At 65.4% G+C, this 24,628-nt stretch carries 22 protein-coding genes; 14 read left to right on the top strand and 8 right to left on the bottom strand.

Annotated features, from left to right (window positions below; translation table 11 throughout):
• Window positions 1-93 precede the first annotated feature (93 nt).
• The 3 genes from OH799_RS21755 to OH799_RS21745 all read right to left on the bottom strand — a co-directional run bounded on the left by OH799_RS21755 (window position 94) and on the right by OH799_RS21745 (window position 4,826).
• Window positions 94-2,709: an ATP-binding protein gene (locus OH799_RS21755; protein WP_406267066.1), complete on the bottom strand. Its 2,616-nt coding sequence runs from the start codon at window positions 2,707-2,709 to the stop codon at window positions 94-96.
• A gap of 1,042 nt (window positions 2,710-3,751) precedes the next feature.
• Window positions 3,752-4,219, bottom strand: coding sequence for an NUDIX hydrolase (locus tag OH799_RS21750; protein WP_406267062.1), 468 nt, complete (start codon window positions 4,217-4,219; stop codon window positions 3,752-3,754).
• Entirely contained in the window at window positions 4,206-4,826 is a 621-nt protein-coding gene (locus OH799_RS21745) for a DUF5919 domain-containing protein (RefSeq protein WP_406267059.1), read from the bottom strand. Before OH799_RS21745 ends, OH799_RS21750 begins: the two co-directional genes overlap by 14 nt.
• A gap of 629 nt (window positions 4,827-5,455) precedes the next feature.
• Between OH799_RS21745 and OH799_RS21740 the strand changes: the two genes are divergently transcribed.
• The 4 genes from OH799_RS21740 to OH799_RS21725 are packed head-to-tail and all read left to right on the top strand — an operon-like array spanning window position 5,456 to window position 6,334.
• Window positions 5,456-5,707, top strand: a complete 252-nt coding sequence (locus tag OH799_RS21740; RefSeq protein ID WP_406267056.1) for a hypothetical protein — start codon at window positions 5,456-5,458, stop codon at window positions 5,705-5,707.
• Window positions 5,689-5,877: a hypothetical protein gene (locus OH799_RS21735; RefSeq protein ID WP_406267053.1), complete on the top strand. Its 189-nt coding sequence runs from the start codon at window positions 5,689-5,691 to the stop codon at window positions 5,875-5,877. The genes OH799_RS21740 and OH799_RS21735 overlap by 19 nt, the downstream gene beginning before the upstream one ends.
• Complete coding sequence (locus OH799_RS21730; RefSeq protein WP_406267050.1) at window positions 5,874-6,020, top strand: hypothetical protein; 147 nt, start codon at window positions 5,874-5,876, stop codon at window positions 6,018-6,020. The genes OH799_RS21735 and OH799_RS21730 overlap by 4 nt, the downstream gene beginning before the upstream one ends.
• Window positions 6,017-6,334 (top strand): hypothetical protein, encoded by a 318-nt coding sequence (locus OH799_RS21725; protein WP_406267047.1) that lies wholly within the window; start codon window positions 6,017-6,019, stop codon window positions 6,332-6,334. The genes OH799_RS21730 and OH799_RS21725 overlap by 4 nt, the downstream gene beginning before the upstream one ends.
• Here OH799_RS21725 and OH799_RS21720 read toward each other — a convergent pair.
• On the bottom strand, window positions 6,331-6,936 hold the full coding sequence (locus tag OH799_RS21720) for a hypothetical protein (protein ID WP_406267044.1): 606 nt from the start codon (window positions 6,934-6,936) through the stop codon (window positions 6,331-6,333). The two genes, OH799_RS21725 and OH799_RS21720, sit on opposite strands and share 4 nt — an antisense overlap.
• 275 nt (window positions 6,937-7,211) lie before the next feature.
• On the opposite strand from OH799_RS21720, the gene OH799_RS21715 reads away from it, so the two are divergent.
• Both OH799_RS21715 and OH799_RS21710 read left to right on the top strand, forming a co-directional pair.
• Entirely contained in the window at window positions 7,212-8,177 is a 966-nt protein-coding gene (locus tag OH799_RS21715) for a hypothetical protein (RefSeq protein WP_406267041.1), read from the top strand.
• A 19-nt stretch (window positions 8,178-8,196) separates the two neighbouring features.
• A complete protein-coding gene (locus OH799_RS21710; protein ID WP_406267038.1) occupies window positions 8,197-8,577 on the top strand; it encodes a hypothetical protein in 381 nt (126 codons plus the stop codon).
• Window positions 8,578-8,619: 42 nt separating this feature from the next.
• Here OH799_RS21710 and OH799_RS21705 read toward each other — a convergent pair whose 3' ends face one another.
• The gene (locus OH799_RS21705) at window positions 8,620-9,657 is read right to left on the bottom strand and encodes a DUF2332 domain-containing protein (RefSeq protein WP_406267036.1); all 1,038 of its coding nucleotides are present in this window, start codon (window positions 9,655-9,657) and stop codon (window positions 8,620-8,622) included.
• 648 nt (window positions 9,658-10,305) lie between these two features.
• Between OH799_RS21705 and OH799_RS21700 the strand changes: the two genes are divergently transcribed.
• The 5 genes from OH799_RS21700 (at window position 10,306) to puuE (ending at window position 17,408) form a co-directional block, all read left to right on the top strand.
• A complete protein-coding gene (locus tag OH799_RS21700; RefSeq protein ID WP_406267033.1) occupies window positions 10,306-11,157 on the top strand; it encodes an FAD binding domain-containing protein in 852 nt (283 codons plus the stop codon).
• On the top strand, window positions 11,154-13,958 hold the full coding sequence (locus OH799_RS21695; protein ID WP_406282361.1) for a molybdopterin-dependent oxidoreductase: 2,805 nt from the start codon (window positions 11,154-11,156) through the stop codon (window positions 13,956-13,958). The genes OH799_RS21700 and OH799_RS21695 overlap by 4 nt, the downstream gene beginning before the upstream one ends.
• Window positions 13,955-15,184 (top strand): DUF6986 family protein, encoded by a 1,230-nt coding sequence (locus tag OH799_RS21690; protein WP_406267030.1) that lies wholly within the window; start codon window positions 13,955-13,957, stop codon window positions 15,182-15,184. The genes OH799_RS21695 and OH799_RS21690 overlap by 4 nt, the downstream gene beginning before the upstream one ends.
• A gap of 186 nt (window positions 15,185-15,370) precedes the next feature.
• A complete protein-coding gene (gene alc, locus OH799_RS21685) occupies window positions 15,371-16,348 on the top strand; it encodes an allantoicase (RefSeq protein ID WP_406267027.1) in 978 nt (325 codons plus the stop codon).
• Window positions 16,349-16,499: 151 nt separating this feature from the next.
• A complete protein-coding gene (gene puuE / locus OH799_RS21680) occupies window positions 16,500-17,408 on the top strand; it encodes an allantoinase PuuE (protein WP_406267024.1) in 909 nt (302 codons plus the stop codon).
• Here the strand turns inward: puuE and OH799_RS21675 are convergent.
• The 3 genes from OH799_RS21675 to OH799_RS21665 form a co-directional block, all read right to left on the bottom strand.
• On the bottom strand, window positions 17,398-17,847 hold the full coding sequence (locus OH799_RS21675; RefSeq protein ID WP_406267020.1) for an RDD family protein: 450 nt from the start codon (window positions 17,845-17,847) through the stop codon (window positions 17,398-17,400). The genes puuE and OH799_RS21675 overlap by 11 nt on opposite strands.
• A gap of 99 nt (window positions 17,848-17,946) precedes the next feature.
• On the bottom strand, window positions 17,947-19,206 hold the full coding sequence (locus tag OH799_RS21670; protein ID WP_406267017.1) for a cytochrome P450: 1,260 nt from the start codon (window positions 19,204-19,206) through the stop codon (window positions 17,947-17,949).
• Between the two features lie 227 nt (window positions 19,207-19,433).
• Window positions 19,434-20,345, bottom strand: coding sequence for a LysR family transcriptional regulator (locus OH799_RS21665; RefSeq protein ID WP_406267014.1), 912 nt, complete (start codon window positions 20,343-20,345; stop codon window positions 19,434-19,436).
• A gap of 126 nt (window positions 20,346-20,471) precedes the next feature.
• Between OH799_RS21665 and OH799_RS21660 the strand changes: the two genes are divergently transcribed.
• The 3 genes from OH799_RS21660 (at window position 20,472) to OH799_RS21650 (ending at window position 23,999) form a co-directional block, all read left to right on the top strand.
• Complete coding sequence (locus OH799_RS21660; RefSeq protein WP_406267011.1) at window positions 20,472-20,819, top strand: DoxX family protein; 348 nt, start codon at window positions 20,472-20,474, stop codon at window positions 20,817-20,819.
• Window positions 20,820-21,045: 226 nt separating this feature from the next.
• Window positions 21,046-21,918: an N-acyl homoserine lactonase family protein gene (locus OH799_RS21655; RefSeq protein WP_406267009.1), complete on the top strand. Its 873-nt coding sequence runs from the start codon at window positions 21,046-21,048 to the stop codon at window positions 21,916-21,918.
• Window positions 21,919-22,220: 302 nt separating this feature from the next.
• Window positions 22,221-23,999: a long-chain-acyl-CoA synthetase gene (locus tag OH799_RS21650; protein ID WP_406267006.1), complete on the top strand. Its 1,779-nt coding sequence runs from the start codon at window positions 22,221-22,223 to the stop codon at window positions 23,997-23,999.
• Window positions 24,000-24,628 lie beyond the last annotated feature (629 nt).

The raw sequence follows: 24,628 nt of genomic DNA, 5'->3' as shown, positions 1-24,628 counted from the left end.
GGTACCTGCAGGCCATCCGCACGACTTCCGTCGTATGTGCTGGGGAGCGAGTGATTGCAGACAATTTACGGCGCGGCGGCAATCGTGCGAAGGTCAGCCTTTGCCTCGCTGCGGTCTGCGGGTCGCTTCGATGCGGACTTCGTCGATGACGCTGCGGGGAACCGTTTCGATAATGTCCTCGCGGGTGGTGAGGACGAGTTTCTGCAGGATAGCGGCGACCTGCGCGTCAACGGTTCGGACGGAACTTCCCCGGCGTGTGGCGATCGCGATGTTGGTCCACCCGGCCGCCGCCAAGGTAGCGACCTGCTGCTCGGCGGTGGTCAGTTGCAGCCAGCGTGACGTGGAGTCCGTGCCGCGGGTGTCTTTTTTCGGCGTTTCCTCAATGGTGAGTGTGCCCAGAGCGAGTCGCTGCACCTCGTCGTGTTCGGGACGTAGCCGCGATCCTCGGGCTTCGGCCGCGGCGAACATGTCCGGCCCGAGTACCTGACGAGCGACGGCGATGGCCTTGGCGGATTCGACGGCGAAAGGACCCATTCTGTCGATGTCGACGCCCAGTTTGGTGCGAAGTGTTCTGACTCCTCCGGCCAAGTGAGCTATTTCAGTGGCCGGCGCGACCAGCCTGGTGCGCTCGATCTTGTCGTCGGCGGTGAGCAAGTCGGTGATGAGGCGCGCCAACGACCAGGTCCGACACTCCACGCCCCACATAGTGGCCCATCGATCGCCGCCCGCGGCTCTGTGGCACAGCAGTGAGGACTGTCCAATCGCCAGCGCTTCGATGGGATCGCCGTGTTTGGCCAAGGCGATTTCCCGGGCGTGCTCGGCCCAGGCTTTCACCCGCGTCGTCGAAGCAGCCGCCGATGCGAGAAAACGCTGTGTGACCTCGTGGGCTTGCTGCCCGGTTCCCAGCAGGCCCGCGGACATGGCCGCGTACAGCTCGCTCAGTGACGCCGTGCCGTGGTGGCCGAGATCGTTCAGTTTTTCTCTGGCGCGGGTGAACACGGTAATGGCACGGGCGTCGCGGCGCACGAACAGCAGCTCCATCCCCCAGGTGAATTCGACGGCGGCGGGCAAGCCGATATCCCTCTCGCACGTGTTGCGCCAGTTAGCTCTGTCCTGCTGCGCAGCCGGAAGGCAGGCGGCGACGCACTCCTCCAGCACACGCTCGGCGTTATCGTGATCGCCCTGGGTCAGGGCAAGCCATGCGATGGCGGCCATGGCGTCGATGTGAAGATTGGTAAGCCCCGAGGTCGACGTCCGTGTGGCGTCGAGGCATCGTTGCGTCCATTGGCGCATTCCTCGTAGCGAGCCTCTGATAAAAGGCATGCGCAAATTGATCAGTCCGAGACAGATTTCCAGACCGATACCGGCCTGGCCCGTGGTCAGGCTGTTCTCGATCGCGGTCAGCGTGTTGGCCCAAGCCGTCTCTGCCCAGCGCACCAGTTTCTGCTCTCCGTCGGAACGAAACCAGTTCGCAGCTGCGTAGGCGATTTTGTCCCGGTAATAGCGAAGGTGGCGGTCGGTCGACCGCGCGGGTTCGTCGACCTCCGGGGTCGATCGTTCGCGCAGTCGCTGCTGTGCATACACACGAAGGCTTTCCACCAGGGAATACCGCACCGTTGTCGACGTGATGTGCGCCGTCACCAGCGAGTGACCGACAAGAGACTCGAGCAAGTCCTCGATTTCCTCGCCCGCCAACTTCACATCTATGCCGCCGGACCGGGCGGGTTCGCCGGGGCCGAGGGCGTGGTCGTCACTGCACACGGCTTTGATGGCTTCCAGCTCTACGCCCACATCGGTCGAAGTGTTGCCGCCGTTGTCGTCGGGATTCGTGTCACAGCCCGCAGCGAACACGGACATCCGGTCGAAAAGCAGGCGTTCTTTCTCGGTGCACAGCTCATACGACCAGGCGATGACGTCGCTGACCCCGCGATGCCGCGAGTCGGCACCGGAACGGGGACCGTGGGACCAGCGCAAGCGTGCGTCATCGGCACGACCGGTGAGCTCGCGCAGAATCACCGCCAGCGGTTGATAACGCAGTCGCGCCGCCGCCAGTTGGATGTAGAGGGGGTGGTTGTCGACGCGGCGGCAGATCATCGCTGCGGTGGTGTTCTGCTCGCTTCCCGCGATGGAATGCCCGGTGAGGTCGGCCCGCTGCCGGAACAAGGTCACCGCGTGCTGGAGGGCCAGGGACGGGACAGTGATCAGATGCTCGTCCACCCAGCCGATCGGTTCACGGCTGGTCGCCACGATGGTCAGCTCAGGCACGGCGTCGAGCAGTTTCGCTATCACCGCAGCGGCGCTGACGAGTACATGTTCGCAGTTGTCCAGCACCAACACGATTCGCCGCTGCCGCCCCACAGCGGCGACTCGGGTGAGAGTATCGATGATCAACTCCCACGCCGATCGCCCGGAGAAATCGGCCTCGACCACCGAGCGCGCGATCTCTTCTTCGACGGCCGCCGTGTCGCAGGCTCTGGCCAACCGCGCCAATCGCACCCAGTACATCGGCGTGCTCTTCGCTTTGTTCAATCGGCGCACAGCCTCGGCGGCCAATCGGGTCTTGCCGATACCGCCCGGCCCGGTCAGCGTGACCAACCGGACAGGTTCCAACAGCAGGAGGATGATCTTCTCCATCTCACGGTCACGACCGACCAAGTTCGCGCCGGCTGCTGGCAAACCACCGGCGCGATCCCGACTTCTGATCGTCACACGGCGTAATCGTAGTCCTTGCCCATTGTCGACGCCGGTCGAAGCAAATCAGGCCCGCGACCCGTGACGTCACCGGCGGGCATTGACAGCCCCGTCAGCCTCCGCCACCGGGCTCGTAGGTAGATCCGCCGCATCAGTACCTGTGCGTGCCCCTGTCTGATGTAGCTTTTCTGCCTATGGAGGGCCATCTGCACAGCCCTCGCGGGACCGATCGGCGTGCGAAGACCGCCCTATCTTGGACACGACGAGCGGCTGGCTGGTCGAAAGAACCCGCCGGCGATGCTTTCGGACGTTGCGTTCGCAGAACGCCGGTGTTCGGCTCGTAGGTAAAGACCCCTATCGCGGTCTCTCCATTACCGATGCGGGAACCTACCCCTATTCGCGCATGCTTGCTCCCGTGAGGGAAATGGTTCGGGTGGCGAGGGGTCACCCGGACACTCCCCGACCCGACGAGGAAGTCGGGTGGTCGACAACGATGTCGGCCCGACACCGTGAGGGAGGTGGTTCGGGTGGCGAGGGGTCACCCGAACACTCCCCGACCCGACGACGAAGTCGGGCGGTCGACAACGATGTCGGCACGACGACGGGAGACCCCGGCAAAACGGGCAACCAACGATCATCGGCCAGGAATTCGGGAGCGCCACCCATAGATAGCCCACCCTGCCTCTTGCGGACGTGCGGTTGGGAAACCCGGGCGTTCGCTGCGCCAACACCGTGCGCCACTATTCGAGTTGCGCCGGCTCGTGCCTGGTCAGACCATAAGCGAGATACTGGAACAGTGTCGGTTCGGACAGCCCGGAGATCCCGGCCGGAGGCGGTGGCCCCGACCGGGTAACGGCCGCGAAATCTGCGGTGGTGTCGCGCAACATCGCGGCAACCGACTGGCTCTACCTTTGGCGGAGAGGCAGGAACGAGGTGAGACGTGGACCTGGACACCATCCGGGAGGTAGTGGTCGCGCGCGAGCGAGCGGATCTGGGGGCGCTCGGGACCTCGACCGCGGTTCTCGCCGGAGGGACGTTTTTGTTCTCCCTGGACCGAGCCCTACCGGATGGCCGGCCACTCACCCGACCGCCAGTCGTCCACACGGCGGCGGATGCTCGCGACCATCGGCAGTCTGTCGATCTCGTCCGGAGCGAACCACGCCACCTCATGCGACTCGTCGGAGACGCTGAGTTCACCGCCGACCGGGCGGCCCAAGAGGCAGATGGAGAACTCCTGCCGGACTTCCCCATCGTCGTAGGCGAATACGTGTCCGGGGTTGGTGTAGGTGCCGACGATGCCAGCGATTTCGATTTCTATCCCGGTCTCTTCCCGGGTTTCCCGGATTCCGCATTCGGGGAGGGATTCGCCGAGTTCCATTTTGCCGCCCGGTAGTGCCCACATGTCGTTGTCGACGCGGCGCTGTAGGAGCACCTGCCCGTGTTTGTTTACTACGACGACGGAGGCTGCGGGCACAAGACTGTTCGGCGCGGGTGCTTTCGGGTCGTTCTCGTAGTCACGACGTCCCATGACAGGCTTCTTCCCAAATGCTTTGGCCGCGGATCCAGAGTTCTTCGACGTGGTCGGTGAAGCGATCGAACATGCCGTCGTTCTGTTCGCGCCTGATGTGCAACATCGGCGAGTCGTGGCCAACTCTGCGCGCAAGGATCGGGGTGACGATCATGTCGTTATCGAAGCGGAACACCGACAGGTTTACGTGCCCGGTCTCGAATCGTGCTTCTATGTTGTCGATTCCGCGCAGCTTGTGCAGTTCGCCGACTGTTACGGCGATGCGGGTCGCGAGGGTCAGCGGAACGTTCTCCTCGCGTTCCCGTTCGCGGGTGACGGCGCTGTCCGGGTCGCCGATCAAGAATCGGATGCGGCACCCGTTTGCGGCTTTGCGGCGAAGCAAGTGCGATAGATTCGCATGCTCCAGCCATAGGAAGTAGTTGGTGTAGCCCGCGAACATCAGCTCACGTTTGGCTTTGGCTATCAGCGTGCGCCACAACGAAGCTGGAGCAGCCGACCGATAAGGGAATACTTGGATGACCTCACGGTCTGGCCCCGTTTTGAGGGTCAAGCGTACAGCTGAAGGCCACAAATCTGCCTCCTCGGCTTCGAGTACCTTGCAGACCATCCACCGATGGCGTGCGTGAGGTATTCGCGTGGGATTGGACACCCACCGATTGACTGTCTTGACATCGACTTCACACCTTTCCGCGAGCTGTTGGTCTGTGACCTTGGCTTTCGCCATCGCTTGCCGTAGGGCTTCGTTCACCGTACTACCCCCTCCGCCGGGCGGACAGTAGGGACCTTAACCCTGAAACGTCCCAAATGTCCTGGGAACGTAGTAGGAACGGCCTGGTAGCTGATGAACCCTTGGACTTGTGTCATCAAGTCGCATCAACAGCACTTCCCCGGATTCGGCCGAGTATGCGGCCCTGCCGCAAGAGATCCAGGCGAGTCCTGGACCGGCTGATGACTGCGCCTTGCTGCCAGCCGATCGGCTGGCAGCCCACAAAACACAACGCGCCCAGGGGTATAACCGAGTGTCCAAAGCAAACCTGCCGCAACGAACTCTGCACGACAGCGGCCCCACAACTGGGGTCGACTTCGATCCGCTGACGCTCGAACTTTTTGAGCGTGTCGCCGATGCCAGCCGTGAGTGTGCTCCCCAGTCTCGCCCCGAATCGTCCCGGTGCCGGGGTGCAGCGTCCCCCGGCATCGGGCGCATCACCTACGCACAGCGACCAGGGGTATAGACCAATGCCCATAGCTCTGGTGATCGCCTTCACCGTCGCCGCAGTCATCTACGGCACGATCTGGTTCTTCGATCGACCCGTGAGGAGCGCGGAGACGTGCCACCCCGCACCTGATGTCCCGTACACCCGGGAAGATGCACACCTGGTGTGGCAGGCGCGGATCGGCTGCGACACCGAAACGTGCGCCGATAAAGCCGCCGCGCTCGATGTCCTCATCGAAGCCAAGATCGTCAAGCCATGGCGACCCGTCCGATGATCGCCGTCGCGCCCACGTACCAGCTGAATCGGTGGCGCATGCAGCCGTGCAACAACATCCACATCAGCGGCCTCGATCACGCTGAATGTGCTGCGACCGTGCACGGCGGGCACGGCGGATGCAACCTGTTCATCGCCGCGCAGCATCGACTGTCGGCCGTGCCCAGATGAGTTGGCGAATCACGTGGGACCCCGACCGCGACATGGACGAGCCGCAGGGAATGCTGCTGCGCAACGACGACACGTGGGCGGTGGTGTTCGCAGACGGTCGCGTCGCCGATGTCAGCGACAACCCGCGCGAGGACAAGCAGTGAGGGCCATAGCCTTCGTGCGCCGCGACCTTTCCGGCTCCAAAACCGCCGACGACATCCACGCCATCCGCCGCTATGCCCGCTCCCACGGCTACATCATCGAAGCCCTGCTGACCGTCCGGCCCGGCGGCGCCCTAGACCCTGGTCTGCGGCTGATCAACGCTGTCCACAGCCACAACGCCGTCGCCGTGCTCGTCCCGCAGCTCAGGCATATCCAATCCACGCGCCGCTTCATCACCGAGATCTGCGCGGTGGTCTCCGTCGCCCCGGAGAAGACATGGCCACGCGGCCACAGATGGCCGTGGCCTGAAAGCTAGCCCGCACGTAACGTCTTACGGTCATCAGACGGCGTGCGGGGGCTTCCAGGTGCAACCGGTCTTCGGGACGGAGACTTCCACGCCAGCATCCGGTCCCGCAGCGACGCGATCACACGGTCGTTGTAGATGCTGTGGTAGCGGCTCAGCGTCATCACCGAATGACGGGCCTTGCGTCGGCTAGCGGTCGCGATCAGCTCAGCCATGGTCGTCGAGATCAGCGAGGGATCGAACTCGTCGCCGATAATCGGGGCCAACACCGGCTTTTCCACCAGTGAGTCGACTCCGTCCTCGACGCATTGACGCAGATACTGCTCGTGCGAGCCGACCTCGGTGGCGATGTATGCCTTCATTGGAAGGCCGGGCAGGCGAATGAGGCCTAAAGCCGAGCGTGCTGTCTCGCGCGCCCTCTCGAGGTTGCCGCGGTCGGCAGGAACGAAAATCTTCATGCGTGGCTGCGGATCGGCGCCGACCAGCCGACCCTCGATGATTTCGCGCTCGCCTTCCAGGTCCACGATCGACCATGAGTCGAGATGCCCGGCTTCGATCGCTTCCTTGATGCAGGGCATGTACTTGTTACGGACGATCTCGTCGTAGCCGATCACGACCAGTTGATGGATGCTCACCGATACCTTCCGTTGCCAGGCGACGCACAGCCGTCCGCCGCCGATGCCACATCATCGAGACGTGCGAGACCCAGATCGACTCGCGATGGGCCGTGCGAAAATTGTTGTAGTTCCGCACAATTCACTCGCCAAGCGGCGATGTAGTAGTTCAACGGTCGCAGCTACATCCGATTGCAGGAAGCGTCATTAGGGGTACCGCGGTGGCACCTCAGGGGTACGCTGCTCGCACGAAACTGGTACGGGGGTAAGTGCCGATGGCTGTGCAGCTCTCATGGACCGGCCTCGAGGTACGTGCTCTGCGCGATGCTCTACGCGAAACACGAACCAGCTTCTGTGAGATCACCGGCATGCGCTTCGACGCACTTCGGAAGTGGGAACGTCGAGGCCCCACCCTAACGCTGCGCGCCGTCCATGCCGCGATCATGGACACGACCCTGGCGCGAGCGACCGACGATCAGCGAGCCCGCTTTCGCCTGTGCTGCGATGAACTGCGGCGAGAACACGACCTGCCCAAGTCTCCGGACTCAACGCCTAAGCTCGATATCGATGATCCTGATCGGCCCTCCCGACCGTGCGACCCGTACGTCATGGAGATCAATGACATGAACCGCCGCGAGCTGATGAGACTGCTCAGCGTCTCCAGCGCTGTGCTGGCGGCACCCATGGATTGGGACAGAATCATCGCCGCCGCCAGCGGCTCCGGCCGAATAGATGCTGCCACCGCAAACGAGTACGCGAATATCAATCACGCTCTGTGGGGCGAGTATGCGAAAGCGGCGACCAAGGCCGAGACCTTCCCCGCGGTACGTGAGCATCTCGATGCATTGATCGACGGACTCCGCCGACCTCAGGACGATCATGTCCGCCGAGTACTGTGTGCGCTCACCGGCGAGGTGCTGCAGGTGGCCGGAGAGATACTTTTCGACAACGCCGACTACGGCACAGCCTCTCACTGCTACACCCTCGCGGCAGCCTTCAGCAAAGACGCAGGCGCGATGGACCTCTGGGCATGCGCAATGACCAGGCACGCGTACGTCAGTATTTACGACCGTCAGTTCAGCGCGGCGATGCCGCTGCTCGAATCCGCGAGCGCGCTCGCCCGCCACGGCGACCCGAGCATGACCACCCGATTCTGGATCGACGCGGTGCATGCCCAGGTTCGTCGCGACCGACATGTCCAACACCTCGATCGTCAGATCGAGGCGCTACCACTGCGCTGACGGCACCCTAGGAGCAAAGTTGCACGACATCGACCGCGGACGCATTTTCCGTCAGGCATGGATCGCCGGTGTCACCGAGCATTACCCCGGCGAGCCGAAACCCGGCTACGTCGCTACTTGGGAAGATACGCCGGAGTGGGAGAAGGCCAGTGCCATCGCGGTCCACAAGCAAATCGCCGCATTCATCGAGACCACCGACGGCGCGACCAGCAAACTCAGCCGCGAGCAACGAGCGCGCTTCGTCGCGCTCTGCTGGATCGGTCAGATTCACAAACACATTCCTGACCCCAAACCGTCGTATGTCGCCGACTGGGAGCAGCTCCCGCACTGGCAGCAGCAGGTCGACGCGGACATATTCGACGCCGTCGAAGCCTCGTTGGCAACAGCGAACCAACAATGACTGGGCTGTGTTCGGATCCCGGAACGAGCACCGCGATCTAGCCTAGGAGTCTGTCAGCCAAGCCAGCAAGCGGCCCCGCGACCAGCAGCGGCCAATGGCCTCGGCGCGCAGAGCCGACTGGCCGAACACCACCAGGCCGATGATGCTGTGGCCAGAAGCGTGGCGATCGCCGAGTGTCGGTATTGCCGGCGCGACTCCGACGCCCTCCGCTGACACCCATGCCACCGGCCGACCGGTGGCCGCTTCGCCGAGGCGGTGCAGGAAGCGCAGGCGGCTCTCGAGCGGGAAGCGCGACAGCGCCCACGTCGTGGTGACGACAGGCAGGGCGTCCGCGGGCACACGGGCGAAGGCGTCGGGCATCACCTCGACGATGTCACCTTGCAGCAGCAGCGGAGGGTTCGTCGCCGCCAACGCCATCTCCGCTTCGAGCCTCGCGATCTGCTCCGGTTGATCCGGCCGCAGGCAGGCGCGTAACCAGCGGGCGTCCTCCGCGTCGGTCACGTCGACCGGATCGAGGTCGACGCCGACCCGGGCGACGACTTCGGGTATCGCCCGCGTCGGGATGGGTCGGTCGCCCACGATCGAAGACGAAAGCCGCACTGGAGATGACGGGTCGCCCAGCGATTGTCCGTTGCTATATGTGATGCCGACGCGATCGACATTGAGATTGAGCCCAGCCGAACAGCCCACGTCGATCAGCCCCACCGCATTCGCGCCTACCCGGCGCGCCGCCTCGGCAATGGCCGGATACAGCACGGCGCAGCGTCCAGTTTCGTCTGACCGCGGCTTCCGGCGTGCGGCGATGGCCACGACCGACTCGGTCATTCGCACCAGCGTGTCGATCGCCGCGTCGGCGGCAGCGTCGCCGTCCCCAGCGGTATAGGCCGCGGCAAGCGCCGGGGCGCGTCCGGCGAGGGCGAGGTCGTGCAACGCGGCGAGGATGACCGTGGGGTGCCGCTTGCGCGCCGGCGCCGCCTCGAGGGCGCGCAGCGCCTCGTCGGACTCACTCAGGGCGACGGCGACGCGCTCGTACAGCGGCGATGTTTCGGCGGCGTCGACCGCACCGAAGTGCCGGTACACCTGAGCGAGTGTGCGAGCCCTACCCACGGGTACGGCGCTTCCTGCAGTCGTCGAGGGTCCCCGTTCCGTCCTGGACAAAGCCGTTGACCACGAGCATTGACATCCGATCTGTCTTCAGGGCGATGGACCCGAAGCCCTGGTTCGCAAGCGATGCGAACAGTTCGTTACGGATGTGCCCGGAGGCCGGTTCCGTCGGCGCACCGAGTGCCAACAGATCACACGGCGGGGGTGCGAAGTCTCGAATGTCTTGGCTCACGTGTCTAAATCGTATCGTTGAACCAACGATTGAGACTTTTGCCCATGCCACCAGGTGACAATGCCGTCAAGTATCAAACGTGCTCGGCAGCGGCGCTGCGGGAAGGGCCGGTACACGCGGTGTGCTGCTTCCGTCGGGTCACGTCGTCGCGCGGAGTGCCTGGCCCTTCCCGGTGTCGTGCCTGGTCAGGATATAAGCGAGATACTGGAACAGTGTCGGCTCGGACAGTCGGTAGCCCCGGGGGCCGGTGCAGCTGTGGCGGCGATGCTCGGCTCGGCCGCGGACGGTCGCTCGCGACGGGGTAACGGCCGCGAAATCTGCGGTGGTGTCGCGCAACATCGCGGCAACCGACTGGCTCTACCTTTGGCGGAGAGGCAGGAACGAGGTGAGACGTGGACCTGGACACCATCCGGGAGGTAGTGGTCGCGCGCGAGCGAGCGGATCTGGGGGCGCTCGGGACCTCGACCGCGGTTCTCGCCGGAGGGACGTTTTTGTTCTCCGAACCGCAGGATCGGTTGGAGCGGCTGGTGGACATCACGGCCATGGGGTGGCCCGCGTTGGAGGTGGTGGCGGACGGACTGGCGATCGCCGCGACCTGCACCCTGGCCGAGTTCGCGGGGGCCGCGCCGGGGCGTGAGCTGGGGACACCCGTGCTGCGCGAAGGTTGGCCGGGAACCGCGCTGTTCGCGCGGTCCTGCCGCGCGCTGCTCGCGTCACACAAGATCTGGCGTACTGCCACGGTGGGCGGCAACGTCTGTCTCGCGCTGCCCGCCGGTGCGGTGCTCGGTGCGCTGACCGCACTCGACGCTGTCGCGCTGGTGTGGGCGTCGGATGGGTCGGATCGGCGTATTCCATTGCGGGACTTTGTCGTCAGCCCGGGATACACCGTGCTGCGGCAGGGTGACGTACTGCGGTCGATCACCGTTCCACTACCGAGTCTGCTGGCGCGGACCAGCTTTCGGAAGATCGCGCTCGCGCCGCTCGGGCGGTCCGGTGCCGTGGTGATGGGTCGGCGGGACCCCGACGGTCGGAGTGCTGTTACCCTCACGGCCGCAACGATCCGGCCCGTCGTCCTGGATTTCGCTGTGCCGCCGAGTGACAGCGAGATCGCGGGAGCGGTCGGCGCGATCGATTCCACCGTGTGGTTCGACGACCCGCACGGATCGCCGGATTGGCGGCGGCACGTCGCCGGGCTGCTCGCCCGCGAGGTCGCCGCGGAACTGCGGGAGCGTGAGTCGTGCTGAGGTTCGAGGTGGACGGCAGGTCCGTCGAGATCGAGGTGCGGCCGGGGCAATGCCTGCGGACCGCGCTGCGCGAGAGTGGCCATCTGGCGGTGAAAAAGGGTTGTGACGCGGGTGATTGCGGCGCGTGCTCGGTGCTGGTCGACGGCGCGACGGTGCACTCCTGCGTGTTTCCGGCCTATCGCGCCGCCGGTCGTGCCATTACCACGGCGGCTGGGCTCGGGACGCCGGACGACCCGCACCCGGTGCAGCGCAGGTTCCTCGACAACGCCGGATTCCAATGTGGTTTCTGCACTGCGGGCATGGTCGTCACCGCCGCGGGCCTCGGTTGCGGGATCGCGGGACAGGTCGGGGAGTCCGAGACGGAACGTGCCGAATTGATGAAAGGAAACCTGTGTCGCTGCACGGGTTACCGGGCGATCGTAGCGGCGCTGGGCACGCCGACTACCGCGGACGACGCCGCCGCGGACGCGACTTCCGCGCAACGAGTCGATACGACGGGGCGGGCCGGCAGCGGAGTCGGGGCTCCGGCCGGACCCCGTATCGTCACCGGCACCGAGCCTTTCACCTTCGACATGCTGCCCCATGCCATCGCGGACGGCGAGCGACCGGGCGATACCGCCACGGCTCCTCCGACGCCCCCGCTGCATATCGCGGTACTGCCGAGCCCACACGCGCACGCGCTGATCCGATCGATCGATACTGTGGCCGCCGAAGCGCTGCCCGGGGTGTACGCGGTGCTCACCTACGCCGACGCGCCACCCGTCGCGTTCTCGACCGCGCGCCACCAGCTGCGGGCGGACGATCCCGATGACACCTACATGCTCGACCGCACCGTCCGCTTCGTCGGACAGCGCGTGGCGGCGGTCGTTGCCGAGAGTGTCGCGGTCGCCCGCGCGGCGTGCTCGCTGCTGCGCGTGGATTACCAGATTTTGCCCGCGGTGTTCGACCCGGAGGAGGCGCTGCTCCCCGGCGCGCCGAAACTGCATGGAGACAAACCGGGCGCGGCGCGGATCACGGACGCCGACCGCAACCTGGTCGCCGAAGTGCACGGCGCCGTCGGCGACGTGGCGGCGGGTCTGGCCGCCGCGGCGCACGTGGTGCGGGGTGTGTGGCATTCGCCGCGCGGGCAGCATGTGCATCTGGAGACGCACGGCGGGATCGGATGGCTGGACGCGGACGGCAGGCTCGTCATCCGGTGCAGCACCCAGGTTCCATTCCTGGTGCGCGACGAGCTGTGCCACCTGTTCGGGCTGTCGCGCACGAAGGTGCGCGTGTTCGCCGCGCGGGTCGGTGGCGGGTTCGGCGCCAAGCAGGAGATGCTGGCCGAAGACCTGATCGCGCTGGCCGTGCTGCGTACCGGCAGGCCGGTGCAGTACGAATTCACCCGCTCCGACGAGTTCACCGCCGCGACCTGCCGCCATCCGATGCGGGTCGCGGTGTCCGCGGGTGCCGACGCGAACGGCGTGCTCACCGCGCTGGCCGTCGATGTTCTAGCCGATGCCGGTGCGTACGGCAACCATAGTGCGGGAGTGATGTTCCACGGTGTCGGCGAGTCGGTGGAGCTCTACCGCTGCGCCAACAAGCGGGTCGACGCCCAGGTGGTGTACACCAACAACCTTCCGTCCGGCGCATACCGCGGCTACGGCCTCGGCCAGGTGATCTTCGGGGTGGAGTCGGCGTTGGACGATCTCGCCAGCACGCTCGGCATCGACCCGTTCGAGTTCCGGCGGCGCAATGTGGTGGTGCCCGGCGACCCGTTCGTCGGCGCCGCGGTGAACGAGGGTGACCTGATGTTCGGCAGCTACGGCCTGGACCAGTGTCTCGACCTCGCCGAGCGAGCTTTACTACGAGGCAACGATGTTCGTGCGCCCGGCCCGGAATGGCTGGTCGGCACGGGCATGGCCACCGCGATGATCGCGACGATTCCGCCACGCGGTCACCATGCGGACGCGACGGTGAGCCTACTGCCGGACGGACGCTACGAGATCCGGGTCGGCACGACGGAATTCGGTAATGGCACCACAACAGTGCACGCGCAGCTGGCAGCCACCGTGCTGGACACCGACGCGTCCCGCATCGTGATCCGGCAGTCCGACACCGACTTGGTCGGGCACGACACCGGCGCGTTCGGCTCCACCGGCATCGTGGTCGCCGGCAACGCCTGCTATGCGGCGGCGCGGGAGCTGCGCGCGCTCATACTGACCAGGGCGGCGAAGCTGGCGGGAATTCCCGAGCACGACTGCGTGCTGGAGGCAGGCGGCGTCCGTTGTGGCGACCGGCTGCTCGGCGCGGACGAGCTGCTCGTCGACGGTGCGCTGACCGCGCACGGCGAGCACGCGGGCAGCCCCAGGTCGGTGAGTTTCAACGTGCACGCCGTCCGCGTCGCCGTGCACCCCGACACCGGCTCGGTCCGCATTCTCCAGTCGGTCCATGCCGCCGACGCGGGCACGGTGCTCAACCCGGTGCAGTGCCGCGGGCAGGTGGAGGGTGGTGTCGCGCAGGCCGTCGGTTCGGCGTTGTATGAGGACATGCGCAGCGATCATGGTGTGGTGATCACACGGACTTTGCGGCACTACCACGTCCCGCAGTTCGCCGACGTGCCACGTACCGAGGTGTACTTCGCCGACACGGCCGACGAGCTGGGGCCGCTCGGCGCGAAGTCGATGAGCGAGTCACCGTACAACCCGGTCGCGCCCGCTCTGGCCAACGCGATCCGCGATGCCGTCGGGGTGCGCGTGGCCCGGTTACCGATGACGGCAGACCGGGTGTGGCGTGCGATTCAGGAGGAGGGCCGACGGTGACAAAGGTGCCCGCGAACGTCCGCACCAGGATCGAGGCGCTGCTCGACGGGGTCGACGCCGACCTGCGGCGCAGGTATCCGGGCTCGAATGGTCGGCCGCCGCACGGCAGAACACAGCCGATCCACACCGTGTACGTTCCGGCCGATCGGGTCGCCGAGGAGACCCCACGCGAATGGGGCACGGCCGCGGTCGAGCTGCTCGACCGCCATTTCGACCTGCTGGCGTCCCTCGACCGAACCGCGTCGCTGCCGGACGTTCGCAAACGGCTGGAGCGGGATCCGGTCCAGGACCTGCGCATCGACTTCGAGGACGGCTACGGCTTCCGCGCCGACGCCGAGGAGGACCGCGCCGCGGTGACGGCAGGCACTGTTCTCGCGGCTTGGGCGCGGCGGCGCGGCAGCCCTACCGGTGGCATTCGGATGAAGGGCTTGGCAGGCGGCGAGCGGCACCGTGCCCTTCGCACGCTCGAACTGGTGCTCGACAGCGCGGGCGGGGTGCCGGACGGCTTCGTCTTCACTGTGCCGAAAGTGCGTGCCGTGCAACAAGTCACGGCGTTGACGCAGCTATGCGCGGGCATCGAACGTGGCTACGGCTTCGCGGAGGGCACGCTGCGTTTCGAACTGCAGATCGAGAGTCCGCAGGCGATCATCGCCGCGGACGGCACCGCGCCGGTTGCCGAGATGATCGGACTGGCCGAGGGGCGATGCAGCGGACTGCATTTCGGCACCTACGACTACACCGCCGCCTGCGGTGTCGCCGCGCCGGACCAGGCGCTGGACCACCCGGCCGCCGACTACGCCAAGGCGGTCATGCAGGTCGCGGCCGCGCAGACCGGGGTGTGGGTGTGCGACGGCTCCACCCAGATCGTGCCCGAGACCGAGCCCGAAGCCGCGCTGCGCAACCATCACCGCCTGGTTGCCCGCTCGCTTCGACGCGGTTACTACCAGGGCTGGGACATGCATCCCGGCCATCTGGTCACCCGCTGGCTGGCCACCTACGACTTCTTCCGCACGGCGATCGACGTGGCGGTACCGCGTCTGCTGGCCTACTTGGACCGGCGCGGCGGCGGCGTGCTGGACGAGCCCGCCACCGCGGAAGCGCTGGCCGCCACCGTTCTGCGCGGGATCGGCTGCGGCGCCCGCGACGACTCGGGCGCCCCCGCGTTGACCGAGGCGGTCCTACGCGCCTTGGTGGCCCGTGCACCGATTCCGCCGGAGACGCGATGAACGGCCACCCGAGCGGTGCGGTCCCGCGAGATACAGGAGGTGTGATGAGACACGATCGCGCAGCGCTCATCGACGCCGACCGGGCGCGGGTGTCCCGCGAGATACAGGAGGTGTGATGAGACACGATCGCGCAGCGCTCATCGACGCCGACCGGGTGCGGGTGTCCCGCAAGATACAGGAGGTGTGATGCGGGATCTCGTCGAGAGCGAAGAGTTCACGCTGCTGCCGGATCTGGCGGTTCGCTTGCTCGGCGGCTCGGTGATCTGGGCCGATGACGAATTCTTCGCCGAGAAGGAAAATTTGATCAACCCGGGCCCTGCCGACTATCGGCCGTCCACCTTCGGGCACAAGGGTCAGATCTATGACGGCTGGGAGACCCGCAGACGCCGCGGACGGCCCGGCGACGACTCGGCGATCGTTCGGCTCGGCGTGCCGGGCGTGATCCGTGGGATCGTGGTCGACACCGCGTGGTTCACGGGCAACTACCCGCCTGCGGTCTCGGTCTCCGCGCTGGAGATCGATGATTATCTTCCTGCGGAGTCCATTGCCGCGCATGACGATTGGGTAATTCTGATCGATCGATCGCCGGTCGCGGGCGACAGCCGCAACCTTTTCGCCGTCGAGAGTGAGAAGCGCTGGACGCATGTGAAGCTCACCATGCACCCCGACGGCGGGGTGGCCAGGCTGCGGGTGCACGGCGAGGGCAGGCCCGACCAGCGGCTGCTCGGCATCGGCCCCCTGGATCTGGCCGCGCTGGAGAACGGCGCGCTGGTGCTGGACTGCTCCAACCGCTTCTACAGCTCGCCCAATCAGCTGCTCTATCCGGGGCTGGCCAGGCGCATGGGCGACGGCTGGGAGACCGCCCGTCGCAGGGACGACGGCAACGATTGGGTTCGTATCCGGCTGGCCGGGCCCGGATTGATCCGGCTCGCCGAGCTGGACACCTCGTACTTCCTCGGCAACAGTCCGGGCGCGGCCCGGCTCACCGGCCGCACCAACGACGGCGCCGAGTTGGAGTTGTTGCCGCGGACCGCACTGCTGCCCGACACCAGGCACCGGTTCCCGATCGCTCCGATGGCCGCGTCGGTGGAGGAGGTCCGCCTGGACGTCTATCCCGACGGCGGGCTCGCGCGGCTGCGGCTGTACGGGGAGCTCGGCGCATGAGCGGGTCAAGGCCCGGAGGAGGCAGCCTGCGTAACCACGGAGGGCCTCCCGCTCATGCCAGAAGAGGACACCGCATGAGCGGGTCAAGGCCCGGAGGAGGCAGCCTGCGTAACCACGGAGGGCCTCCCGCTCATGCAGGAGAGGACACCGAATGAGCGAACGGGATTTCGTCGGCTATGGCCCGAGACCACCCGACCCGAAATGGCCGGGTGACGCGCGGATCGCGGTCCAGTTCGTACTCAACTACGAGGAAGGCGGCGAGAGCAGTGTCCTCGACGGTGACGAGCACTCCGAGACGTTCCTTTCGGAAATCACTCCGGCGGAAGCGTTCCCCAACCGCCATATGAGCATGGAATCGCTCTACGAATACGGTTCCCGTGCGGGGCTGTGGCGCGTGCTTCGCGTCTTCGAGCGGCGGGAGCTGCCGTTGACCATATTTGCCGTTGCCCGTGCTATGCAGCGAAACCCCGAGGCGGTGGCCGCCTTTCGCGATTTCGGCCACGAGATCGCCTGTCACGGCCTGCGCTGGAAGTCCTACCAGCTGGCCGATCGCGACACCGAACGCGCGCATATGGCGGAGGCGGTGCGCATCCTGACCGAACTGACGGGCGCCGCGCCGCTCGGCTGGTACACCGGCCGCGACTCGCCGCACACCCGTGAGCTGGTGGTGGAGCACGGTGGCTTCGTCTACGACTCGGACTCCTACTCCGACGACCTGCCGTACTGGGTGCGGGTGCACGACCGGGACCATCTGGTGGTGCCCTACACCCTGGACACCAACGACATGCGTTTCACCTCGCCCGCCGGATTCCCCACCGGCGAGCAGTTCTTCGCGCACCTGCGCGACGCCTTCGACGTGCTATATCGCGAAGGCGCGGAGGGCAGCCCGAAGATGCTGTCGATCGGTCTGCACTGCAGGCTGGTCGGCCGTCCCGCCCGCACCGCCGCACTGGAGCGGTTGCTCGACCATGTGCAGTCGTACGACCAGGTCTGGATCACCCGCCGCATCGACATCGCCGAGCACTGGCAGAAGGAGCATCCGGTGGGCGCTATGTCCTGAGCTCGTCACGTCTGCGCACGGTCCGCAGGCCACACGCCTGCCCGACACTCTCGCCCTCCAGGATGTATTGCATGGCGATAACGACGAATCCGAACAACCACCGCCAGAACGTCTGCCAGTAGCGTGGACGTCGACCGTCCTTCCACCGCACCACCCGCATGCCATAGAGGAGCTTGGCGATACTTCCCCGGAAAAGCAGGGTGCCGATCACATGATTGGCGAACGACAGCGCGAGCACGCAGACGACCCAGGCCGCGAGAAACGCCATAGTGCCATCGGTGTCGGGAAAGACGCGCTGAGAGACACCGAGACCGACGAATAGCACCAGGAAGCCGTCCGTTACGGCGGCCAGACCTATCCTATTCTCGCCCGCCTCCTCCGGTACCCGCACCTGCGGCTGCCGGTGTGGCTGCGACTGTGCCTGCGAACTGAAAGCCATTGCGAAGATTCCTGATTCAATGCTGATCGGCGGAACGGTCGATTGTAGTCGGTGGGAAGTCGGGCTTTTCTGGTAGAGAAGGCCGACGACATAGCGCGTTTACGCCAGAGGCAGCGGCGGCGATTTTGGGAAGACGACGGGCAGGGATGTCATTGCGCGATGGAACGGGCCCGGCCGCCAAGTCAGCTCACCAGGTGGGAGTGCCAGACGCATCTCGGGCAAGGCGTCGAGCAGTTGGTCGATGGCATCCTGCGCGATGAGGTAAGCCAGCGAACTGGCGGGGCACCTGTGCGGGCCTCCAGCAAAAGCCAGATGCGCGCGATTCCCCGCGTACTGGTCCGAGCCGATCGATGGGTCGGTATTGCAGGCGGTCATGCTGATCAGGACAGGTTGGTGGGCGGGCAGCCAGAAGTCGTCGATCAGGATCGGCTGCTTCGGGAAGCTGATACAGAAGTTCGCCATCGGCGGATCGTTGAACAGCACCTCGTCGAGAGCATCCCGGGTCGACAGGCTTCCGCCCAGCACACTGCCACCGAATCGCTCGTCGGTCAGGATCAGCAACAGGGTGTTGACGATCAGATTTTGCTGCGGTTCGATGCCCGCGCCGTACAGTGTGCTCAGCTGATACACCATCTCCGTATTGCTCAGCTCGGCGGAGTGCTGCATTATCCGCGTCGTCACGTCGTCGCCGGGTTCGGCACGCTTGAGCAGAATCAACTTCGTCAGCGCGTCGGCGAGGGTCTTGTTCCCGTTCTCCGCGCCCGCGCCGCCCTCGACGATAGCCCGCAAACTGGTTGCGGCCTGCTGTGCGAGCTCGGCGGGACAACCGAGCATGGCGTTCAGCACTCTGAAGGCCAGCGGAAGCGCATACTGGCGAACCAGATCCGCTGACCCGTCCGCGCAGAACGAGTTGATCAGCGGGATCCCGATCTGCGCCACGATGTCATGCAGGCCGTACTGATCGACACCGTCGAGACCCGCGATATTGGCTTGCCGATAACGGACATGCTCGGCGCCCGAGTTACGCATCGCGTTCGGCCGCCACTGCATCATCGGCAGCAACGGGCAGTCGGCGGGTATGTCCTGCTCCCAGGTGCGCGGATCGGCCGGAAAATGGTCCGGGTCGTTGAGGATCCGAACTGCGGTGTAATACCCGATCACCAAGGTGGCGGGCACACCCGGCGCCAGCTCGACCGGCACCAACGACCCGTATCTTTCACGCATCTTGCGATAGGTCCCGTGTGGATCAGACGAGAATTCCGCTGAGTACAGCGGAATCCGCGGGCCGTCGGTGTCGATCGGCGAGCCGTGCGGCGTGCGGCCGGGTTGGCTGTGCGCTGGAGACGGGGGCATCGTCATCGGCGAAACTCCAAGCGGTCGAACAACAAGGGCCGTGAGCCTAACCCGGATCTTTCGTGCCGCTGAGGTGCTTTGCGTGATCTGGTTCGGATCGGGGTTTCGCGGCCGCGTCGTCCACGCAACGGCGTGGTTATAGCGGGCCGTGCTGGAACCGATGTGCGGTCGCAGCGGGAATTGGGCGCAAGCCTGTGCACTGACCGGTAGCCTGTGACTCGCTGACGACTCCGTTACGAGGCGGGGCTGCCGAGGTCGCGGACGACGCGAACGAGAGCGCGGATGAGGTCGTTTTCGACATCCATGCGCCAGACCAACGCGTAGGGCAAGGGCGACAGGTCGGGGACCGGCAGCCACCGGATGTGGGGGGTGGCCCAGTACTCGGTGACATGAGCCGGAAAGGCGTGGATGCCTTCGCCGGTGGTGATCATGTTGATTGCCTCATCGACGCTGCTGACATGTTCCCCGCGCTCGATAGTGCGCCCGCGCGGGGTGCGGAACGGCAGATATCGGTCCTCCCAGTAGTACGGCATCCGGGGTGGCATGAGGTGTGAGAAGTCGGCGAACATCTCCACCGACACCGAATCCCGTTGAGCGAGTTCATGGTCGGCTGCGACGGCGAGTACGCGGTCGTCGGTGAACAGAACCGGTCCGATGGTGAGATCCGGCTCCTCCACCGGCAGCCAGGCAACCAGAACATCGAAGCATCCGTCGCGGAGCGCACTGAACGGATCCACGACGGGTGCCCGGCGGATCTGCAGTTCCCACTGCGGGTGCCTGGCCCGGAACGTCTTCCAGTATGGGTGCAGATGACCGAGATTGAACGGCATCAGGCCGACTCGCAACCGAGCGAGGATGCCGCGTGCGGGCATCTTGGCCCGTTCGATGCTCTCCCCCAGCGCCGTGTACACCGGCAACAGGTCGTCGCGAAACTGTTCTCCGAGCGGAGTAAGCCGGACTCTGCGGCTGGTCCGGTCGAACAGCGGTGCGCCGATCTGGCGCTCCTGCTTCTTGATCGCCTGGGTGATGCGCGCGGGGGTGACATGCAGCCGCTGGGCCGTTCGCCCGAAGTGCAGCTCTTCGGCGAGCGTCAGGAAGATCTCGATGTCACGAAGCTCCACATCGACCCCGTTCGTTAACTCCACGGTTAACGCAGCGTGGCTGTTTTCGTGGTTGTTTGCCACACGTTATCAGCACATCCTGAGGTCGTGGATCGCTGCTGATCGCCCAGATATGCGGCGATGTTCGATCCCGAGGAGATGGGAGAAAAAATGTCCGTCGCTCACGTGATCGTCACAGTCCTGGCCGCCTTCTGGGTCGGTTTCTCGGCTGTTTCGCTGTTCTCGCATGCCAAATGGGTGGTGGAGCCGCTGACGGACTACGGCGTCCCGCTGTCGTGGTGGCCGTGGCTGGGGCTGGCGAAGGCTGCGGGTGCTCTGGGATTGCTGGTCGGCCTGTTCGTCCCGGCGATCGGGGTAGCCGCCGCAGTCGGCCTGGTGCTGTATTTCATCGGCGCCGTGATCACCGTGGTCCGGGCCCGCTCCTACGGTCATGTCCTGTTTCCGCTGATGTACCTGGTGCCGGTGGTTGCCGCTGTGGTTTTGGGTGCGGCGGCCTGACGCTGTCCGGTCATACCGGATGCCGCTGGGATGTCGAGGCGACTTACGAGTGGTTGCGGTAGTTCCGCTCCCGAGCGGATGCCACTGACTGTCCCGAGGGCGGCTCCCCGATCGTGTCGGCGGTATCGATCGGTCTGGCGGCGATGACCGCATCGAGCATGCCTTGCGAAGCCTGCGGACCTTTTACACGACGAATCTTTATTCACGACGAACTGAGGAGTCCTCCATGACTGTGGCGAATGATGCGATCCAACGTGTCGCTGTACTCAGTACGGGATCGGTGACCATCCGGCCGGAGCACGTCGGACCGACTTGGAAGAACACTTACTTCTGGCTGTTCACCTCGTCGCGGTGGACGGCGCCCCGACCGGTCAACGTGTATGTGATCGAACATCGCGAGGGCCTCGTCCTTTTCGACACCGGCCAGGACCGCGCATCGGTGACCGAGACAAACTACTTTCCCGGTGGCCTCAACGGCCTCGTCTACTCGCGGCTGGCGAAGTTCGACATCGGCGCCGACGAGACTCTCGCCGCTGGACTTGCGAAGCTCGGCTACACCGTCGACGACGTTCACACCGCCGTGATCTCACACCTGCACCAGGACCACATCGGTGGGCTGCCGTTGCTCGGAAACGCGAACGTCGTGGTCAGTAGAGACGAATGGGAGACCCTGCACAGACCCTTACCCTTGGCGCGCGGATTGCTGCGTTCCCATATCGAACTGCCTGGGTTGCGGTGGATCCGGGTCGTACCGGAACCGTTGGGGGATTCTGGGCTGGCGCCGTTCACGGAAGGGCACGATCTGTTCGGCGACGGAAGTATCGTGCTGCTGCCTACCGCCGGGCACACGCCAGGCTCGCTGTCCATGCTCGTCCGCCGTCCCGGGCATGCGCCCCTGTTGCTGGTGGGAGATCTCACTTACGATGCCGACCTGCTCGCCGAGGGCAAACTGCCCGGCGTCGGCGACAAGAAACAGATGAGAAACGCTGTGGCCAAGGTGAACTCGCTGCGCGATTCGATGCCGGAGCTGGCTGTGCTCGCCGCGCACGACCCTGGAGCGGCCGCGCGGCTGGATGCGGCGCTCGGTACAGAGGGATGACGATGTTCACCAATCTGATGTCGGAGAGAATGAAACCTGGGCGAGCCAGCAGATCGTCGATACCCTCGCGCGGTCAGCGATCCGTCGCTGTTCGAGCCGTGAATCGTTGAAAGCTATGGGGTGCATGGCAAGTCGACGTGCCACCCGATCCTGCAGGGAGATGTGGCGGGCTGATCGGGTGGCTGGATGCTTTGGGGAGCAAGGTAGTGTGCACAAGGCCGCCTGGGTCGCGCCTCATCGTCGTAGCCGATCTCGAAGCGGCATCACCAATTTGATGCCGTCAATGGAGAGACTCGAATTAGATGGGTAACAACCACACTGGTGTTCGGTCGACCGTCGGGCTGCGCGATGTTGTCAGAGCGTTGCCCGGTCTGGCGCGGGACATGCCGGGCATAGTCCGCAATGTGGGCGCGTTGCTTACCAGCCCCGACAGCAAGCGGTCGGTCGGGTTGGTTTTCCAGGAGGCTGCGCACCGTCACCCCGATCAGTGTTTCGTACGGTTCGAGGGTCGTGACTACAGTTACGGCGAAGCCAACACCATCGTCAACCGCTATGCCTCAGTGCTGGTGGGATACGGAGTGCAGCGCGGTGATGTGGTCGGCATCATGCTGACCAACCGTCCGGAAACACTGTTGCTGATATTGGCGACCGTGAAACTGGGCGCCACCGCCGGGATGCTCAACCACCACCAGCGTGCGGATGTGCTCGCGCACAGCATCGGTTTGTTGCGAAGCCGGGTGCTGGTGGTGGGCTCGGAGTGCCGTGCGGCCGTCGACGAGTTGCGCGCGCTGTCCACCGTCGTGGTTGCCGCCGAGGACCTGGAACAGGCTTCACACAGCGTGTCCGCGGACGACCCAGAGGTGTGCGCTGAGATTACCGCGGCCGAGCGCGCGTTCCTTGTCTTCACCTCTGGAACCACCGGCCTGCCCAAGGCCAGCGTTATGTCGCATCAACGCTGGTCCAAGAGCTTCGCCGGGTTCGGCGGCGCGGGCGTGCGGTTGCGTGCCCGCGACACCCTTTACTGCTGTCTGCCGCTGTACCACAACAACGCGCTCACCGTTGCGTTGTCGTCGGTTCTGGCGGGCGATGCCACGTTGGCGCTGGGTCGCAAGTTCTCGGCATCACGGTTCTGGCCGGATCTCATCGGTAATCAGGCCACCGCCTTCGTCTATGTCGGCGAGTTGTGCCGGTATCTGCTCAACCAGCCTGCCGAGGCGACTGACCGCCGACATCAGGTTCGGGTGATGGTCGGCAACGGACTGCGGCCGGAGCTGTGGGACGCGTTCCGGGAGCGTTTCGGCGTCCGTCGGATCGTCGAGTTCTATGGCGCGAGCGAGGTTCCGTTGGCGTTCATCAATATCTTCAACGCCGATAAGACGGCAGGTTTCGGCGCACTGCCCTATGCGGTCGTGGAGTACGACAACGAGACTGGCCGAGCCAGTCGAGGTCCGGACGGCAGGCTGCGTCGGGTTGGGCGCGGCAAGGTCGGGTTGTTGCTGTCCAAGATCACCGCCCGCACGCCGTTCGACAGCTATACCGACGAGGAGGCAGGCGAACAGAAGCTGGTCCGTGACGCGTTCGAGGCGGGCGACGTCTGGTTCGACACCGGCGACTTGGTCTTGGATCAGGGCCTGAACCATATCGCGTTCGTCGACCGCCTCGGTGACACCTTTCGCTGGAAAGGTGAGAACGTCGCGACCACCGAGGTCGAGGCGGTAATCGCGGCTGAGGACACCATCGATCAGGCCGCCGTCTACGGCGTTGCTATCCCGGGCGCCGACGGAAAGGCTGGAATGGCCGCTGTCACGCTGCGCCAAGGCGCGTGTTTCGACGGGGCAGGGCTGGCGCAGCGGCTGTATCAGCGGTTGCCGTTCTATGCCGTTCCGTTGTTCATCTGCGTGGTCGATGAGTTGGAGCAGACCTCCACCTTCAGAAGCCGCAAGGTCGAGCTACGCAAGGCTGGCTATTCATCCGAAGTCGACGGCCGCCTTTACGTGCTGGAAGGCCGCGACAACGGCTACATCGACGCCTACGACGGCTACGCGACCGAGGTGGCCGAAGGCAAACGGCCCCAGCCATGAGCATTGCCATGGACGGTCAGTGTCCCCGGGCCGCCATGGCACACCGACGACGCACCGGGCAAATGGTGACGGTGCGCGAGTGGTCGGTCGCGCAGTAACCGGCCGCTGGTGATGCGGATGGCGTCCCAGACGCCGAAGCCTTCCGCCGGACGGTCGCTTTCGTAAGATGCGTGCGCGCGGCAGCGGAAGCATAGAGGACGTCGCTCCTCCTACGGCCGGGCGGTGATCGCGCACAGGGGAGCGAAGCACAGAAACACCGGGTCAGAAGTGTGGCCAGGCCACCTCGCAGACCGGTGGGTACACTCCGTCGGCCGCCAGCGCGAAACCTCGGGTCGCCGATGGGGAAGCCCTCGTGGATCCGACTGAAAGGCATCTACGGATGGTGCTACGGACCGCATACGTCCACATCTCACAGCTCGCGCGTGGTCGGGTTGCCTACCAGTAGGTGGCGTGTTCTGCTCCTGCCGGTACTGGGGTCGAAATCTCCGCGATCCTGTCCGCCAGTCCTCGGGTGGCGCAGGCCACAGCGGACTTGTGAATGTGCTCACAGGGCGGAATTGTCGGGTACTTCGCGTGCGTACCAGCTGTCGATCGCTAACAGTACAAGCGTTACGCTGAAACCGCATGTC

Origin of the sequence: Nocardia sp. NBC_00881 (assembly GCF_045207455.1) — a bacterium.
Taxonomy (GTDB): Bacteria; Actinomycetota; Actinomycetes; order Mycobacteriales; family Mycobacteriaceae; genus Nocardia.
The sequence above is the reverse complement of the archived record's forward strand: the minus strand, read 5'-3'. Positions and strand labels throughout refer to the sequence as shown.

Bases quoted from the DNA above. Each gene is read 5' to 3' on its own strand.
- OH799_RS21750 (WP_406267062.1), bottom strand. From the start codon at position 4,219: ATGGGACGTCGTGACTACGAGAACGACCCGAAAGCACCCGCGCCGAAC.
- OH799_RS21745 (WP_406267059.1), bottom strand. From the start codon at position 4,826: ATGGTCTGCAAGGTACTCGAAGCCGAGGAGGCAGATTTGTGGCCTTCA.
- OH799_RS21740 (WP_406267056.1), top strand. From the start codon at position 5,456: ATGCCCATAGCTCTGGTGATCGCCTTCACCGTCGCCGCAGTCATCTAC.
- OH799_RS21735 (WP_406267053.1), top strand. From the start codon at position 5,689: ATGGCGACCCGTCCGATGATCGCCGTCGCGCCCACGTACCAGCTGAAT.
- OH799_RS21730 (WP_406267050.1), top strand. From the start codon at position 5,874: ATGAGTTGGCGAATCACGTGGGACCCCGACCGCGACATGGACGAGCCG.
- OH799_RS21715 (WP_406267041.1), top strand. From the start codon at position 7,212: ATGGCTGTGCAGCTCTCATGGACCGGCCTCGAGGTACGTGCTCTGCGC.
- alc (WP_406267027.1), top strand. From the start codon at position 15,371: ATGCGGGATCTCGTCGAGAGCGAAGAGTTCACGCTGCTGCCGGATCTG.
- puuE (WP_406267024.1), top strand. From the start codon at position 16,500: ATGAGCGAACGGGATTTCGTCGGCTATGGCCCGAGACCACCCGACCCG.
- OH799_RS21675 (WP_406267020.1), bottom strand. From the start codon at position 17,847: ATGGCTTTCAGTTCGCAGGCACAGTCGCAGCCACACCGGCAGCCGCAG.
- OH799_RS21670 (WP_406267017.1), bottom strand. From the start codon at position 19,206: ATGACGATGCCCCCGTCTCCAGCGCACAGCCAACCCGGCCGCACGCCG.
- OH799_RS21660 (WP_406267011.1), top strand. From the start codon at position 20,472: ATGTCCGTCGCTCACGTGATCGTCACAGTCCTGGCCGCCTTCTGGGTC.
- OH799_RS21655 (WP_406267009.1), top strand. From the start codon at position 21,046: ATGACTGTGGCGAATGATGCGATCCAACGTGTCGCTGTACTCAGTACG.
- OH799_RS21650 (WP_406267006.1), top strand. From the start codon at position 22,221: ATGGGTAACAACCACACTGGTGTTCGGTCGACCGTCGGGCTGCGCGAT.